Annotated in this window: 13 protein-coding genes; all 13 read left to right on the plus strand. The window is 64.7% G+C overall.

The window, feature by feature from the left end; genetic code table 11:
* Positions 1–18 precede the first annotated feature (18 nt).
* The 13 genes from G4Y73_RS04790 (at position 19) to aroA (ending at position 15,566) form a co-directional block, all read left to right on the plus strand.
* Positions 19–1,329 (plus strand): N-acetylmuramoyl-L-alanine amidase, encoded by a 1,311-nt coding sequence (locus tag G4Y73_RS04790; RefSeq protein WP_164229997.1) that lies wholly within the window; start codon positions 19–21, stop codon positions 1,327–1,329.
* Between the two features lie 189 nt (positions 1,330–1,518).
* A complete protein-coding gene (gene mutL, locus G4Y73_RS04795) occupies positions 1,519–3,279 on the plus strand; it encodes a DNA mismatch repair endonuclease MutL (protein ID WP_164229999.1) in 1,761 nt (586 codons plus the stop codon).
* Positions 3,269–4,282: a tRNA (adenosine(37)-N6)-dimethylallyltransferase MiaA gene (gene miaA / locus G4Y73_RS04800; RefSeq protein ID WP_164230001.1), complete on the plus strand. Its 1,014-nt coding sequence runs from the start codon at positions 3,269–3,271 to the stop codon at positions 4,280–4,282. Before mutL ends, miaA begins: the two co-directional genes overlap by 11 nt.
* Positions 4,283–4,308: 26 nt before the next feature.
* Complete coding sequence (gene hfq, locus G4Y73_RS04805) at positions 4,309–4,551, plus strand: RNA chaperone Hfq (RefSeq protein ID WP_164230003.1); 243 nt, start codon at positions 4,309–4,311, stop codon at positions 4,549–4,551.
* Between the two features lie 50 nt (positions 4,552–4,601).
* Positions 4,602–5,855, plus strand: a complete 1,254-nt coding sequence (gene hflX, locus G4Y73_RS04810) for a ribosome rescue GTPase HflX (RefSeq protein WP_164231206.1) — start codon at positions 4,602–4,604, stop codon at positions 5,853–5,855.
* A 106-nt stretch (positions 5,856–5,961) separates the two neighbouring features.
* Entirely contained in the window at positions 5,962–7,116 is a 1,155-nt protein-coding gene (hflK, locus tag G4Y73_RS04815; protein ID WP_164230005.1) for an FtsH protease activity modulator HflK, read from the plus strand.
* Position 7,117: 1 nt separating this feature from the next.
* On the plus strand, positions 7,118–7,981 hold the full coding sequence (gene hflC, locus G4Y73_RS04820; RefSeq protein ID WP_164230007.1) for a protease modulator HflC: 864 nt from the start codon (positions 7,118–7,120) through the stop codon (positions 7,979–7,981).
* A gap of 34 nt (positions 7,982–8,015) precedes the next feature.
* Positions 8,016–9,299, plus strand: a complete 1,284-nt coding sequence (locus G4Y73_RS04825) for an adenylosuccinate synthase (RefSeq protein WP_164230009.1) — start codon at positions 8,016–8,018, stop codon at positions 9,297–9,299.
* A gap of 195 nt (positions 9,300–9,494) precedes the next feature.
* Positions 9,495–10,778: a serine--tRNA ligase gene (gene serS / locus G4Y73_RS04830; protein WP_164230011.1), complete on the plus strand. Its 1,284-nt coding sequence runs from the start codon at positions 9,495–9,497 to the stop codon at positions 10,776–10,778.
* Positions 10,778–11,851 carry a 3-phosphoserine/phosphohydroxythreonine transaminase gene (serC, locus tag G4Y73_RS04835; protein WP_164230012.1) on the plus strand — a complete coding sequence of 358 codons (1,074 nt, stop codon included), beginning with the start codon at positions 10,778–10,780 and terminating at the stop codon, positions 11,849–11,851. Before serS ends, serC begins: the two co-directional genes overlap by 1 nt.
* Positions 11,814–12,959: a prephenate dehydratase gene (gene pheA, locus G4Y73_RS04840; RefSeq protein ID WP_240451131.1), complete on the plus strand. Its 1,146-nt coding sequence runs from the start codon at positions 11,814–11,816 to the stop codon at positions 12,957–12,959. Before serC ends, pheA begins: the two co-directional genes overlap by 38 nt.
* A gap of 186 nt (positions 12,960–13,145) precedes the next feature.
* Positions 13,146–14,267: a histidinol-phosphate transaminase gene (gene hisC / locus G4Y73_RS04845; protein ID WP_164230016.1), complete on the plus strand. Its 1,122-nt coding sequence runs from the start codon at positions 13,146–13,148 to the stop codon at positions 14,265–14,267.
* Positions 14,268–14,270: 3 nt separating this feature from the next.
* Positions 14,271–15,566, plus strand: coding sequence for a 3-phosphoshikimate 1-carboxyvinyltransferase (gene aroA, locus G4Y73_RS04850; RefSeq protein WP_164230018.1), 1,296 nt, complete (start codon positions 14,271–14,273; stop codon positions 15,564–15,566).
* The last annotated feature ends 10 nt before the right edge of the window (positions 15,567–15,576 follow it).

A 15,576-nucleotide genomic window follows, 5' to 3' on the forward strand; every position in this document is an offset into this window, starting at 1 on the left:
ATGGGGTCGTTGCCAAGCATGCCAGTGTTGAAATTCCTGATCGGAATCGTGTTCGCGATCGTGGCCGTCACGGCCACGGCCGGTGAGGTGCGCAACCTGCGCGTGTGGGCCGGTCCCGACAGTACCCGGGCCGTGCTCGATCTGGACCAGCGCGTCGAATACAGCCTGTTTACCCTCGATGATCCCGCCCGGATCGTGATCGATATAGAAGGGGCCGACCTGGGCCGCGAGTTGCTGCTCGACGAGGAGCACAGCGGCGTGATTCGAAGTGTGCGCCACGGCGTGCGCAACGGACATGACCTGCGCGTCGTGCTCGACCTCGAGGATGGGGCCCGGCCGCAAAGCTTCCTGCTCGCGCCGGCCGGCGAGTACGGTCATCGCCTGGTCGTCGATCTTTATCCCGAGGACGCGCAGTCGCCCGACGAGCGAGTCCGCGAAGCGGTGCGCTCGGCCATGGACGGCGAGCGCGACATGATCGTGGCCATCGATGCCGGTCACGGCGGCGAGGATCCCGGCGCCATCGGTGCCGCCGGCAGTTACGAGAAGAATGTCACGCTGGCGATCGCACGCGAACTCGAAAAACGCATCAACGAGCAGTCCGGGATGCGCGGCGTGTTGATCCGCACCGGCGATTACTACATTCCGCTCGAGGAACGCTTTGCCCGGGCGCGTGAGGCCCGGGCCGATCTGTTCGTATCGGTTCATGCCGACGCCTTCCGCGATCGGCGCGTACGCGGCAGTTCGGTCTACGTGCTGTCGCGTCGCGGGGCCTCGAGCGAGGCGGCGCGTCTGCTGGCCAAGAGCGAGAACCGCGCCGACCTGATCGGTGGCGTCAAGCTCGAGCGTGGCGACGACGTGCTCAGTTCAGTCCTGCTCGATCTGTCGCAGTCGGTGGCGATGGAATACAGCGCCGGAGCGGCCGAATCCATACTCGATGAGATCGGCCGGGTCGGCAAGCGCCATCGCGATCGGGTCGAGCGCGCCAATTTCGTCGTGCTGCGCTCGCCGGATGTACCCAGCGTACTGGTGGAAGTGGGTTTCATCAGCAACCCGCATGATGAGGCCAACCTCGGCAGCGCCGCCCATCGCGGCCGCATCGCCCAGGCCATCGTCAATGGTGTACGCCAGCATTTCTACGCTACCGCGCCGCAGGGCACCTGGATTGCCGCCAACCGCAGCGGCGATCAGCATATCGTCCAGCGCGGCGACACCCTGGGCGTGATCGCGCAGAAGTACCGGACCAGCGTGGCGCGCATCCGCCAGGCCAACGATCTCGACGGCGACGTCATCCATCCCGGTGCCGTGCTGGTGATCCCGGCCGGTTCTTGAAACCGCAGATTACGCAGATTGACGCAGATTGATACTGCGCTCTTGAAAGACCCAACTGCTCATCAGTCTGAGACAGTCCGGGAAATCAGTTAAATCGATCCGTTCTTGAATCTGTGCAAATCTGCGAAATCTGCGGTTTCATCTTCGCGCGGGTCATAACTGCAGGCGCCATTGGTTAAACTACGGCGCATGCCGATCCGTAAGCTGCCCACCCATCTCGTCAACCAGATCGCTGCCGGTGAAGTCATCGAGCGGCCGGCCTCGATCGTCAAGGAACTGGTCGAGAACAGCCTCGATGCCGGCAGTCGGCGCATTCGGGTGGAAATCGAGAAGGGCGGCGCGCGGCGCATTCGGGTCTCGGACGACGGCGACGGCATCGCGCGTGACGAACTGGGCCTGGCGCTTTCCCCGCATGCCACCAGCAAGATCGAGTCACTCGATGATCTCGAGGGCGTGGGCACGCTCGGGTTCCGCGGCGAGGCCCTGCCGTCGATCGCCTCGGTCTCGCGCCTGCGCCTGGCCTCACGTGTGCACGGCAGCGACAGCGGCTTCGAAGTCGAGGTCGAGGGCGGCGCCGTGGGTGAGATCCGGCCGGCGGGCATGCCCGAAGGCACGGTAATCGAGGTGCGTGACCTGTTCTACAACACGCCGGCGCGACGCAAGTTCATGCGCACCGAACGCACCGAGTTCGGACACATTGACGATCTGCTCAAGCGCCTGGCGCTGGCGCGGATGGACGTGGCACTGGAACTGGCCCATGACGGCCGTGTGCTGCGCAAGCTCGCGCCGGCGGCCGACCAGGCCGCAAGCAACCGTCGAGTGGCTGCCGTTTGCGGCGAGGCCTTCATGGAAGAAGCCATCGCGCTCGATGAGCAACACGCCGGCCTGCGCCTGAGCGGCTGGATCGCCCGGCCCGGGTTTTCGCGCAGCCAGGCCGACCTGCAGTTCTTCTTCGTCAACGGCCGCCTGGTACGCGACCGCCTGGTCGCACACGCCGTACGCCAGGCGTATCGCGATGTGCTCTTCCACGGCCGGCATCCGGCCTTCGCGCTGATGCTCGAACTCGATCCGCGGCGTGTCGATGTCAATGTGCACCCGCAGAAACACGAGGTGCGCTTCCGCGACGGGCGCCTGGTGCACGATTTCCTGTTCAAGACCATCCACCACGCCCTGTCGGGCACGCGGCCGGGCGGTGAAGCGGCGCAGTCGGCGGCGCTATCGCGGGCCCATGCCATCGCGCCGCAACCGGACGGCCTGCAACACGGCGGCAGCCAGGGCGGGTTGGGGCTCGGGGTGGCCGAGAGCGTGTCGCGCTATGCCGAGCTGGCGCGTGCGCCGCGGCCGCTGAATGACAGCAACACCGATATTCCGCCGCTGGGTTTTGCCGTGGCGCAGATTCATGGCGTGTTCGTACTGGCCGAGAACGCCGACGGCCTGGTCGTGGTCGACATGCATGCCGCCCACGAGCGTATCGTCTACGAGCAACTCAAGCAGGCCTGGCGCGAAGAGCGCGTACGTTCCCAGCGCTTGCTGGTACCGGAGCGGATCGCGGTCTCCGAACGCGAAGGCCAGGCCCTGGAAGCCCACCTCGAAGGTCTCGCGCGACTCGGCTTCGAGCTGGACCTGGCCGGGCCCGAATCGGTCGTGATTCGCGCCGTGCCCGCGCTGCTGGCGCGAGCCGACGGCCAGCGGCTGGTGCGCGACGTGCTCGCCGACCTGGTCGAGCTGGGCCAGAGTCAGCGCATCGACGGCGTGCTCGACGAGCTTTTGAGCACCATTGCCTGTCACGGCTCGGTGCGCGCCAATCGCAGTCTGACCGTCGACGAGATGAACGCCCTGCTGCGTGACATGGAGCGCACCGAGCGGGCTGATCAGTGCAACCACGGCCGCCCGACCTGGGTGCAGCTCGACATGCAGTCGCTCGATCGCCTGTTCCTGCGTGGACAGTAGCGGGCAGACAGCGCAGCGCGAGTTGCCGCCGGCGGTGTTCCTGATGGGCCCGACGGCGGCCGGCAAGACCGCCGCCGCCTTCGCCCTGGCCGATCGCTTCGACGTCGAACTGGTCAGCGTCGATTCGGCCCAGGTCTACCGTGGCCTGGACATCGGCTCGGCCAAGCCCGACGCGGACACGCTCAAGCGTTATCCACACGCCCTGGTCGATATTCGCGATCCCGAGCAGACCTATTCGGCGGCCGAGTTCGCGGCCGACTGTGCCGCCGAGATCCGCCGCATTCATGCCGCCGGCCGCTGGCCGGTGCTGGTGGGCGGAACGGTGCTCTACTACCGGGCGCTGCTCTACGGGCTCGATCCGATGCCGCCGGCCAATCCGGCCTTGCGCGCCGAAATCGCGGCCGAGGCCGAACGCCATGGCTGGCAGACCCTGCATGCCGAACTCCGACGGCACGACCCCGCGGCGGCGGCTGCGATTCGTCCGGCCGACGTTCAGCGCATCCAGCGCGCCCTTGAAATCCTGCGCCTGACCGGGCAGGGGCCGAGCGCCCATCACTCGCGCAATCGCTTGCCGCGGCTGGAAGCGCTGCGTCTTGTGCTGACGCCGCACGATCGCCATATATTGCATGAGCGTATCGAGCGGCGTTTTGATGTCATGCTCGAACAGGGTTTCGTCAATGAAGTCGAGCACCTGCGGCAGCGCCCCGGCCTGAGTGGCGATCACGCCGCGATGAAGTCGGTCGGCTATCGTCAGGCCTGGGCCGGGCTGGAAGCCGGTGAGCCGGTATCGCGCTGGCGGCCGAAAGCCCTGGCGGCCAGCCGTCAGTTGGCCAAGCGTCAGTTGACGTCGCTTCGTGGCTTGCCGGCAACGCTCTGGCATGATGCATTGCGAGACCGTACAATCGAGTTGATTTTCAGGCAGGTAGGTGAGTTTTTCAGGTGCGCCGGCCGCTCGGCCGGGACTGCCTCGCGTCGACCCCATAACTACTATATGCGCCAATAAGAACATCCCGTTCGAAGGAGAGTGAAATGTCAAAGGGTCAGTCGTTGCAGGATCCGTTTCTTAATGCCCTGCGCCGCGAACGTGTACCGGTATCGATCTTTCTGGTCAACGGCATCAAGCTGCAGGGCCAGATCGAATCGTTCGACAATTTCGTGGTGCTGCTGAAGAACTCGGTCAGCCAGATGATTTACAAACACGCCATATCCACCATTGTGCCGGCTCGCAACGTGCACATCGGTGATGACGAGGCGGAGGATGAGCAGCCCTGATTGAAGATTTTGCGCCCGCTGTCGCCAGCGGAGCCACCACCACGCTTCTTCTGCATCCCGTCTTCGGGCCCGGCCAGGATGAGGCCTCGCAAACGGAATTCAGGCTGCTGGCGCGCTCGGCCGGCCTGAGGGTGGTCGACGAGGTGCTCTCACCACGCGATGCGCCCGACCCGAAGTTCCTGGTCGGTTCGGGCAAAGTCGACGAGGTGCGCGATCGCATGCAAGCGTCCGGCGCCGAACTGGTGCTGGTCAATGCCCGCTTGAGTCCGGTGCAGGAGCGTAACCTGGCACGTGCGCTCGAGTGTGGCGTACTCGACCGTACCACGCTGATTCTCGACATCTTTGCCCAGCGTGCCCGCTCGCACGAGGGCAAGCTGCAGGTCGAGCTGGCCCAGCTCCGGCACCTGTCGACGCGCCTGGTTCGCGGCTGGACCCACCTTGAACGCCAGCGTGGCGGTATCGGCATGCGCGGGCCCGGCGAAACCCAGCTCGAAACCGACCGCCGACTGCTCGGCATTCGCATTCGCCAGCTCACCAGTCGCCTGGCAAAGGTCCAGAAACGGCGGGAGCAGGGACGCCGTGCGCGCAAGCGCAATGACGTGCCGCTGGTGGCCCTGGTCGGCTATACCAATGCCGGCAAATCGACGCTGTTCAATCGACTGACCAGCGGAGAGGTGATGGCGCGCGACCAGTTGTTCGCCACCCTCGATCCGACCGTCCGGCGGATCGAAGATCTGGCCGGTTCGCCGGTGTTGATGTCCGACACGGTCGGATTCATCCGCGAGCTGCCGCATGAACTGGTGGCGGCCTTTCGTTCGACCCTGGAGGAAACCCTGTCGGCCAGCCTGATCGTGCACGTGATCGACGCGGCCGATCCCGATCGCCTGCAGCAGCAGGCGGTGGTCGAGGAAGTGCTCGACGACATCGGCGCCGGTGAATTGCCGATGCTCAAGGTCTTCAACAAGGTCGACCTGACCGAGCGCGACGCCGGGCTGGAGCGCGATGCGGCCGGCAGGATCACCGCGGTCTGGGTTTCGGCCGAGCGTGGCGACGGGCTCGAGGACCTGGCGACAGCGTTTCACGAACTGCTCGCCGAAGGCCGCATTCGCCGCCGGATCCACTTGCCGCTCGATGGTCAGCGACTGCGGTCGAGACTGTTCGAGCTGGGCGTGGTGCGCAGCGAACAGATCGAGGCCGACGGCAGCAGCAGCCTGGATGTCGATCTGGACCAGCGAGATGCCCGCCGGCTGGCCCGAATGAAGGGCAACGACGGTCAACTGGCCGAACAACTCCTGTTAAACTAGCCGGCGTACCCGATCGTGCCGGCATCCTGCCGGTCGTTTCGGTGCCGGCTGACGGAATGAGCCAAAGGCTCGACCGACCAGCACAGCGCAATCTACGGAGATATCGATGCCCTGGAATGAACCCGGACGCGGAAGCGGCGGTGGCGGTGACCGCGATCCCTGGAAAGGAGGCAACGGCCAGCAGCCGCCGGACCTCGACGAGGTATTTGCCAACGTACAGCGCCGCCTGAAGAAAATCATGGGCGGAGGCAATGGTGGTGACGGCAAGCGAGGCAGTTCCGGCGGGGGTTCTTTTGCGCCGATCATCGGCCTGATCGTCGTGCTGGCCCTGATCTGGGTGGCGTGGAGTTCGATTCATATCATCGACGAATCCGAGCGTGGTGTCGTGCTGCGATTCGGCGAGTACCACCGTACGCTCGATTCCGGCTTCAAGGTTACGCTGCCGGCGCCGGTCGAGACCGTGCTCACTGTCGACATCAGCCGGGTGCGCTCGCTGGAGAACTCCAGCCGCATGCTGACCGGTGACGAGAACCTGATCGACCTGGCCTACGCGGTGCAGTACCGCGTGTTCGAGCCCGAGAAGTTCCTGTTCAACGTCAACCAGCCCGAAGTGTCACTGGCACATGCTGCTGACAGTGCGATCCGCGAGATCGTGGGTACCAACAACATGGACTTCATTCTCGAGATCGGCCGTGGCCAGATCGCTCTGGATACACAGCAACTGCTCGAGGAAATCATCGAACGCTATGACTCGGGCATCGAGATCACCTCGTTCAACCTGCAGGAAGTGCGGCCGCCGTCCCAGGTCCGCCAGGCATTCGACGACGTCGTTCGGGCGCGTGAGGATCAGATCCGTTTCGCCAACGAAGCCCAGGCTTACGCCAACCAGGAAGTACCGGAAGCCCGCGGGCGGGCGGCACGCATCATCGAGGAAGCCGAGGGTTATCGCGAAGCCAAGATTGCCCAGGCCACCGGTGAGGCCGATCGCTTCCTGGCGCTTCTCGAAGAATACGAACAGGCTCCAGAAGTGACCCGCGAACGCCTCTACATCGAAACCCTCGAGGGGGTTTACGGGCGTGCCGCCAAGGTACTGATGGATGTCGATTCAAGCAATAACATGATCTACCTGCCGCTTGACAAGATTCGCGACGGCAATCCGGCGCTGACGGCGCCGGCGCCGCTGATGAATCCGCAGAACCAGCAGGGCTCCGGCTCGAGCCAGAGTGATCCGCGCAGCCGCACTGGCAGGGAGGGCCGTTGAGATGATGAGGATTCTCGTACCCGTTGGTTTGATCTTGGCGCTGGTGATTGGCATCAGCAGCCTGTTCATCGTCAAGGAAACCGAGTACGCCATCAAGTTCCGGCTCGGTGAAGTGGTGCGGGCCGACTATGAGCCCGGCCTGCATCTCAAGATGCCGTTCATCAACAACGTGCGCAAGTTCGAGCGTCGCATCATCACGATGGATATGCGGCCCGAGCAGATGAACACTGCCGAGCAGAAATTCGTTGAAGTTGACTACTACGTCAAGTGGCGGATCGTCGACCCGCGTGATTTCTACGTGGCCACCCGCGGTGACCAGACATTCACCCGGGCGCGTCTGTCCGAGTTGATTCGCAACGACCTGCGTGACGAGTTCGCGCAGCGGACCCTGAGCGAAGTGGTGTCCGAACAGCGCCGCGAGATGATGGAAGATCTGCTCGTTCGGGCTGACGAGCGATTCCAGGATTTCGGGATCGACGTCATCGACGTTCGGATCAAGAAGATCGAGCTCACCGACGAGGTGCTCAGCTCGGTATTCAACCGCATGGAAACGCAACGGACGGAGTACGCCAATGAATTGCGTTCTCTCGGCCGCGAGCGAGCCGAGCGCATCCAGGCCGACGCCGACCGCCAGGTGCGGGTATTGCTGGCCAATGCCGAGCGCGACGCACAGATTTTGCGCGGCGAGGGCGACGCCGAGTCCACGCGTATCTACGCCCAGTCCTTCAATCAGGACCGCGAGTTCTACTCATTCTGGCGCAGTCTCGAGGCCTACCAGCAGAGCTTCGGCACCGAGAACGACGTCATGTTGATGGACACGGATTCGGAGTTCTTCCGCTACTTCGATCAGCAGCAGCAGGACTAGGCCGCCGGCCTGGTCCTTCCACCGGGGATATCCAATGTCTCGATCCGTCGTGATTCTCGGCAGCCAGTGGGGCGACGAGGGCAAGGGCAAGATCGTCGATCTACTGGCGCACGAGGCCGATGCCGTGGTGCGCTTCCAGGGCGGGCACAATGCCGGCCATACCCTGGTGGTGGGCGGCGAAAAGACCGTACTTCATGTCATTCCTTCCGGCGTACTGACCAAGCGTGCGCGCAACCTGATCGGCAATGGGGTCGTGGTTGCTCCGCGTGCGCTCATCGACGAGGTCCGCGGCCTCGAGGAAAAGGGCATCGAGGTGCGTTCCAGGCTGGGCATATCGCCGGCCTGTCCGGCCATCCTCGGCTGCCACGAGGCCCTTGACCGGGTGCGCGAACGATCACGCGGCAAGAAAGCCATCGGTACGACCGGCCGCGGTATTGGACCGGCCTACGAAGACAAGGCGTCGCGCCTGGGCCTGCGCCTGGCCGACCTGGCCGACGCCGATCGCCTGGAGCAGAAGCTCGGCGGCGTGATCGACTATTACAATTTCCTGCTGACCCGCTACTACGAGGCCGATCCGGTCGATGGTGCGCGCATCGCCGACGAGGCCGCCGAGATGGGGGCCGAGCTCAGGCCAATGTTCGCCGACGTGACCGGCGAACTGCACGAGATGCGGCGCGCCGGCAAGGCGCTGCTGTTCGAGGGTGCCCAGGGCAGCCTGCTCGACATCGACCACGGCACCTATCCCTTCGTGACTTCGTCGAACACCACCGTTGGCGGTGTCATGACCGGCACCGGCGTGGGTCCGGGCGATATCGACTACGTGCTGGGCATCACCAAGGCCTACACCACGCGCGTCGGTTCCGGACCGTTCCCGACCGAATTGCACGACGCCGACGGTCGCATGATGGCCGAGCGGGGGGTCGAATTCGGTGCCACCACGGGGCGTCCGCGTCGCTGCGGCTGGCTTGATGCCGTGGCGCTCAAGCGCATGGTGCGGATCAACGGCGTCACCGGTCTTTGCATCACCAAGCTCGACGTGCTCGACGCCTTCGAACGCGTTCGCATCTGTGTCGAGTACGACGGCGTCGAGGGCTTCCCGGTCGGCGCCGAGGAGTGGGAACGCGCCACGCCGATCTACGAGGATATGCCGGGCTGGGACGGCTCGACCCAGGGGCTGACCGACCAGAACAAGCTGCCGGCCGAGGCCCGCGCCTACCTCGAGCGCCTCGAGGAACTGATCGAGGCGCCGGTGCATATGTTATCCACGGGGCCGGAGCGCGACGCCCATGTCATCCTGCAGCACCCGTTCTCGGGGTGATTGCCAGCTTTGGTTCACGCCAAGGCGCAAAGGTGCCAAGGTTGCCAAGATAAAGAAGACCGGATGTAGTGAACTGTTGTCGCTGGCACCCGTCATTGGGGGGGTTGCGCCTGAAGCGATACAATTTCATTTCTTTGCGTCCTTGGCGCCTTAGCGCCTTGGCGTGAGACAGACAACGCTTGAAGAGAAGCTCCAATGCTTGATCCGCAACTACTCAGACACGATCTTGAAGGCGTCGCCACCAAGCTGGCGCGCCGCGGTTATCACCTCGACATCGAAAGCTACGCTTCGCTCGAGGCGCGGCGCAAGGAACTGCAGACGCGGACCGAGGAATTGCAGGCCGAGCGCAATCGGCGCTCGAAGTCGATCGGGCAGGCCAAGGCCAAGGGTGAGGACATCGAGCCGCTGCTGGCAAAGGTTGGCGAGCTCGGCGAAGAGCTGAAGGCGGCCAGCGAGGAGCTCGATGAATTGCGCCATGAGCTCGAACGCGTGCAGCTCGATATGCCGAACCTGCCGGACGATAACGTGCCCGATGGCGATGACGAGTCCGACAATGCCGAGGCGCGCCGCTTTGGCGAGCCGACGGAGCTGGATTTCGAGCCCAGGGATCACGTCGAAATCGGCGAGGCGCTCGACGGCATCGACTTCGAGCGTGCCGCCAAGCTCTCCGGCAGCCGCTTCGCCGTGCTGGGCGGACCGGTCGCGCGCCTGCACCGGGCGCTGGCCCAGTTCATGCTCGATCTGCACACCACCGAGCATGGCTATCGGGAGATGTATGTGCCTTACCTGGTACTCGACCAGGCCATGCAGGGCACCGGCCAGTTGCCCAAATTCGCCGACGATGCCTTCATCATCGACGATGACCCGGTGCGCTACCTGATTCCCACCGCCGAAGTGCCGCTGACCAACCTGGTCGCCGACGAAATCGTCGATGCCGACCATCTGCCGCTGAAGTTCGTTGCCCACACCCCCTGCTTTCGCCGCGAAGCCGGCGCCTATGGCAAGGACACGCGCGGCATGATCCGCCAGCACCAGTTCGACAAGGTCGAGCTGGTGCAGATCGTGCGGCCGGAGGATTCGGATGCCGGGCTGGAGGAACTGACCGGCCATGCCGAGAAAGTGCTGCAGGCACTCGAGCTGCCGTACCGGGTGATGACGCTGTGTGCCGGCGACATGGGTTTTTCCGCCCGCAAGACCTACGACCTGGAAGTCTGGCTGCCCGGCCAGCAGGCCTATCGGGAGATTTCCTCGTGCTCGAATTTCGGCGATTTCCAGGCCCGCCGCATGCAGGCGCGCTGGCGCAATCCCGAAGCCGGCAAGCCCGAACTGGTCCACAGCCTCAACGGCTCCGGCCTGGCCGTCGGCCGCACCCTGGTCGCCGTTCTGGAAAACTACCAGCAGCGGGATGGGTCGGTGGTCGTGCCTGCGGCCTTGCGGCAATATATGGGGGGAGCTGAAGTCTTGTCGGCCTCGGCTTGATGGCACACTCCATCCACAACTTCTCCGCCGGCCCGGCCATGCTTCCGGTCGAGGTGCGTGAGCGCCTGGCCGACGCACTGGCACCGTCGGGTGACGGCGCGCCCTCGATCGCCGAGATCTCGCATCGGGGGCCGCGGTTCACGGCCCTGGCCGAGGAGCTGCATCAGCGCCTGCGCGAGTTGACGGGCATCGGTGAGGAGCACGCCGTACTGTTGTTGCACGGCGGAGCGAACGGCCAGTTTGCGCAGTTGCCGATGAACCTGGCCGTCGATCGCACCGCCGCCTTTCTGATTTCCGGCCACTGGGGAAAGAAAGCCCTGGCCGAGGCCGAGCGCGTGGCCCGCACCCAGGTGGTCGGTTCGAGTGAGGACAGTGGTTTTACCGACCTGCCCGAGATGGGGCATCTGCCGAGCGACTGCGCCTACCTCCACTACACCGGCAACGAGACCATTCACGGCCTGCAGTACGAGCAGCCGCCCCAGGCTGCCGTGCCGCTGGCCGCCGACCTGTCCTCGGAGTTTCTCTCCCGGCCGTATCCCTATCGCGATATCGCCCTGACTTACGCCGGTGCGCAGAAGAATCTGGGGATCGCCGGATTGACCGTTGTTCTGATTCGCCACGACCTGCTCGAGCGCGTACCCGATACGCTGCCGCGGTTCCTGGACTATCGGACCTGGGTGAAGGACTTGAGCCTTTACAACACCCCGGCCAGCCTGGCCTGGTTCACGGCGCTGGAGATGCTGCGCTGGATCGAGCACCGCGGCGGGCTCGAAGTAATCGCCGAGCGCAACCGGGTCAAGGCGGAAACACTCTACCGGGCGATCGACGATTCGGATTTCTGGTCCAATCCTGTAGCCGAGCACTGTCGTTCTGTCATGAACGTGCCGTTCTGGCCGGCCGATGAGGCGCTGGTGCCGGATTTTGTCGAAGCGGCAGAGGCCTCCGGTCTGTACGGCCTGAAAGGCCATCGCGCCCTCGGCGGTCTGCGGGCGAGTCTGTACAATGCCCAGACCCTAGATGCGGTGGAGACCCTCGTTGACTTCATGCGGGAATTCGAGCGACGGTACGGATAAAGTCGACCTCGACGAGGTTCGACAGCAGATCGACCGGCTCGACCAGCAGATCCAGGCCCTGATTGCCGAACGGGCCGACCTGGCACAGGCGGTGCGCGCCGCCAAGGGCGAGTCGGCGACGCCGGGCGATTACTACCGACCCGACCGCGAGGCCCAGGTGCTCCGTCGCGTGATCGAACGCAATGACGGCCCGCTGGCCGACTCGGTCATGCTCAGGCTGTTTCGCGAGATCATGTCGGCCTGCCTGGCCCAGCAGGAGCCGCTGCGCGTCGCCTACCTGGGTCCCGAGGGCACGTTTACACAGCAGGCGGTATTCACCCAGTTCGGGCACTCGGTCAGCGCCAGTTCGGAGACGGGCATCGATGAGGTTTTCCGGCGGGTGCAGGGGGGCGAGGTCGACTTCGGTGTGGTACCGATCGAGAATTCATCCCAGGGCGTGGTCACCCACACGCTGGACATGTTCATGCATTCGGATGTGCGCATCGCCGCCGAGGTCGAGTTGCGCATTCACCAGCACCTGCTGACCAAGGCCCGCTCGCTCGAAGAGATCGAGCGCGTCTATGCTCACCAGCAGTCGCTGTCGCAGTGCCGCATGTGGCTGGCCGGTCACCTGGAGCACGCCGAGTTGATTGCGGTCTCGAGCAATGCCGAGGCAGCGCGTCGCGTGCGCAATGCGCCGGATGCCGCCGCGATTGCAGGTCGCAACGCGGCCGAGATCTACGGCCTGCCCGTGATGTTTGCCAATATCGAGGATCACGCCGACAATACGACGCGTTTTCTCGTGCTGGGGCGCGATTTGTTGCCGCCCTCGGGCGAGGACAAGACCACCCTGATGGTGGCCGGCCTGGACGGCCCGGGCGCGCTGTTCGGACTGATCGAGCCGCTGTCGAAGCACGGCGTCAACATGACCCGCATCGAGTCGCGCCCATCGCGTGAGCGCCGCTGGGCCTACGTGTTTTTCATTGACGTGGAAGGGCACGTGGATGACCCGGGCCTGAAGGAAGCCCTGGCCGAAATCGAGACCCGCGCCGCCCAGGTCCGCATCCTCGGCTGCTATCCGCGCGCGGTCGTGGGGCGGTTGCCGGGCGAGCGGGATGAATCTTCGTGAAACCGCAGATTACGCAGATTTGCACAGATTTTTGAATTTGCCTTCAGGGGCGGCATTTACGCGATCTCGCCCTCGCAGGCTTTCAATCCAGCAAGCAGCGATTCAACAAATGAAGATTTTTCTAATCTGCGAGAATCTGTGAAATCTGCGGTTACAAAAACTCACTTAGCAAACTAAAAGAGCCGAATGAAACAGCGAGACTATTCTGACCTGGCCGCGCCGGGTGTGCGGGAGCTCAAGCCTTACTTGCCGGGCAAGCCGATCTCCGAGCTTGAGCGCGAGTACGGGGTGAGCGACTCGATCAAGCTTGCCTCCAACGAGAATCCGCTCGGCGCCAGCCCGAAGGCGATCGAGGCTGCGCGGGCCGAGCTCGACGACGTCTGGCTGTACCCGGACGCCAACGGGTTTCATCTCAAGCAGGCCCTGGCCGCGAAGCACGACGTGCCGGTCGAGGCCATCACGCTTGGCAACGGTTCCAACGATGTGCTGGTTTTCCTGGCGCAGGCTTTCCTGCAGCCGGGCCTGGAAGCGGTGTTTTCGCAGTACGCCTTTGCGGTCTATCCGATCGCCACGCAGATGGTGGGCGCGAAGGCCAATATCGCCCCGGCACTGCCGGCCGACCATCCCACGATGCCGCTGGGGCATGACCTGCGTGGCCTGTTCGAGCGGGTCGGGGAGAAGACCCGACTGGTGTTCGTCGCCAATCCGAACAATCCCACCGGCACCTGGCTGGACGGCAACCGCCTGAAGGATTTCATCGGCTCGCTGCCGCCGCATGTGATCTGCGTGGTCGACGAGGCCTACACCGAGTACGCCGAGTCCGACACGCTGGGGGATGCCTCGACCTGGCTGGAGGAGTTTCCCAACCTGGTCGTTACCCGCACCTTCTCCAAGGCCTACGGCCTGGCCGGCTTGCGCGTGGGTTATGCGCTGTCCAATCCGGGTATCGCCGATCTTCTCAACCGTGTGCGCCCGGCCTTCAACGTCAACGCACCGGCCCTGGCGGCCGCGCGCGCGGCACTCGACGATCACGAGTTCATCGCCGAGACCCGGCGCATGAACAGTGCCGGCATGCAGCAACTGACGGAAGGGTTCGAGAATCTGGGCCTGACGGTCATTCCCTCGGCCGCCAATTTCCTGCTGGTCGGATTCGATCGGCCCGGCGCGGAGCTCAACGAGGCTCTGCTCAGGCGCGGCGTGATCGTGCGTCCGGTCGGCAACTACGGCCTGGACAACTACCTGCGCATCACCATCGGCACGTCCGGGCAGAACGAGCGATTGCTCGCTGCCCTGGCCGAAGTGCTCTAGTCGATGCGGCTGGTTATCAATCCCGCGGAGCGGGCACTGCGCGGCGTCTACCGACCGCCGGGCGACAAGTCCATTTCGCACCGGGCGGCGATTCTCGGCGGCCTGGCCGCCGGCGAGACCGAGATTCATGGTTTTCTCGACAGTGCCGATACGCGCGCGACGCTGTCGGCCATGCAGCAGCTGGGTGCGCGCATCGACGAATCGAATGGCATCATCCGCATGCAGGGCGGTTCGCTTTGCGCACCGTCAGAAGCCCTCGATCTGGGCAATTCGGGCACCGGCATGCGCCTGCTGGCCGGCGCGCTGGCCGGTCACCCGGACCTGATCGGCCAGCGGGTCACGCTGACCGGAGATGAGTCGCTGTCGCGGCGACCGATGGCGCGCATCATCGAGCCGCTGGCGCACATGGGTGCAAGGATTACCAGCGACGACGGGCATGCGCCGCTGGCGATCAAGCCTTCGAACCTGTCCGGCAAGCGGCACGCACTGAGCGTTGCCAGCGCGCAGGTCAAGTCGGCCCTGCTGCTGGCGGGGGTGTTTGCCGAAGGCGACACCGTCGTGCTCGAGCCGGGCGTAAGCCGCGATCACACCGAACGCATGCTGCCGGCCTTCGGGGCGATCCTGCACGACGGTGAGCCAGGCGTGGCCATTCGCGGACGGCAGGAATTGACGGGTACTCGCATCGAAGTGCCCGGCGATCTGTCCTCTGCCGCCTTCGTTCTGGGGGCCGGTTTGTTGGTCGGAGACTCGGAGATCGAACTGGAAGGCGTTGGCCTCAATCCGACGCGCAGCGGCGTGATCGATATCGTTCGGGCCATGGGTGCCGGGCTCAGGATCGACGGGGATCAGACGGCAGGTGGCGAGCCGACGGGTCGGCTGAGGGTCGACGCCGGAGTCTTGCACGGCGTCGATATTGCCCCCGACCTCGTGCCACTGGCCATCGACGAGTTCCCCCTGATCATGGCCCTGGCGGCTGCGGCAGAGGGTCGCACGCGGATCCGCGGTGCCAGCGAGCTGCGGGTCAAGGAATCGGATCGCATCGCCGTCATGTGCCGTGAACTGGCGCGGCTGGGTGTCGAAGTCGAAGAGCTCGACGACGGGGCCGTCATCACCGGTGGCCGGATTTGCGCCGGCGAAGTCGACAGCCATGGCGATCACCGCGTGGCCATGAGCCTGGCCGTGCTGGCCCTGGTGGCAGAGGGGCCGGTGGTGATCGACAATGCTGATTGGATTCGGACCAGTTATCCGGGGTTTGTCGACGACATGCGGGGTCTGGGGGCGGAACTGGAATGGAAGTGAACGTTGGCTG

Origin of the sequence: Wenzhouxiangella sp. XN201 (genome assembly GCF_011008905.1) — a bacterium.
In the GTDB taxonomy this organism is placed as follows: domain Bacteria; phylum Pseudomonadota; class Gammaproteobacteria; order Xanthomonadales; family Wenzhouxiangellaceae; genus Wenzhouxiangella.

What these genes read in the sequence shown, in the direction of transcription:
- hflC (WP_164230007.1), top strand. Translation starts at nt 7,118, where the DNA reads ATGATGAGGATTCTCGTACCCGTTGGTTTGATCTTGGCGCTGGTGATT.
- hfq (WP_164230003.1), top strand. Translation starts at nt 4,309, where the DNA reads ATGTCAAAGGGTCAGTCGTTGCAGGATCCGTTTCTTAATGCCCTGCGC.
- hisC (WP_164230016.1), top strand. Translation starts at nt 13,146, where the DNA reads ATGAAACAGCGAGACTATTCTGACCTGGCCGCGCCGGGTGTGCGGGAG.
- aroA (WP_164230018.1), top strand. Translation starts at nt 14,271, where the DNA reads ATGCGGCTGGTTATCAATCCCGCGGAGCGGGCACTGCGCGGCGTCTAC.
- serC (WP_164230012.1), top strand. Translation starts at nt 10,778, where the DNA reads ATGGCACACTCCATCCACAACTTCTCCGCCGGCCCGGCCATGCTTCCG.
- G4Y73_RS04790 (WP_164229997.1), top strand. Translation starts at nt 19, where the DNA reads ATGCCAGTGTTGAAATTCCTGATCGGAATCGTGTTCGCGATCGTGGCC.
- mutL (WP_164229999.1), top strand. Translation starts at nt 1,519, where the DNA reads ATGCCGATCCGTAAGCTGCCCACCCATCTCGTCAACCAGATCGCTGCC.
- G4Y73_RS04825 (WP_164230009.1), top strand. Translation starts at nt 8,016, where the DNA reads ATGTCTCGATCCGTCGTGATTCTCGGCAGCCAGTGGGGCGACGAGGGC.
- serS (WP_164230011.1), top strand. Translation starts at nt 9,495, where the DNA reads ATGCTTGATCCGCAACTACTCAGACACGATCTTGAAGGCGTCGCCACC.
- hflK (WP_164230005.1), top strand. Translation starts at nt 5,962, where the DNA reads ATGCCCTGGAATGAACCCGGACGCGGAAGCGGCGGTGGCGGTGACCGC.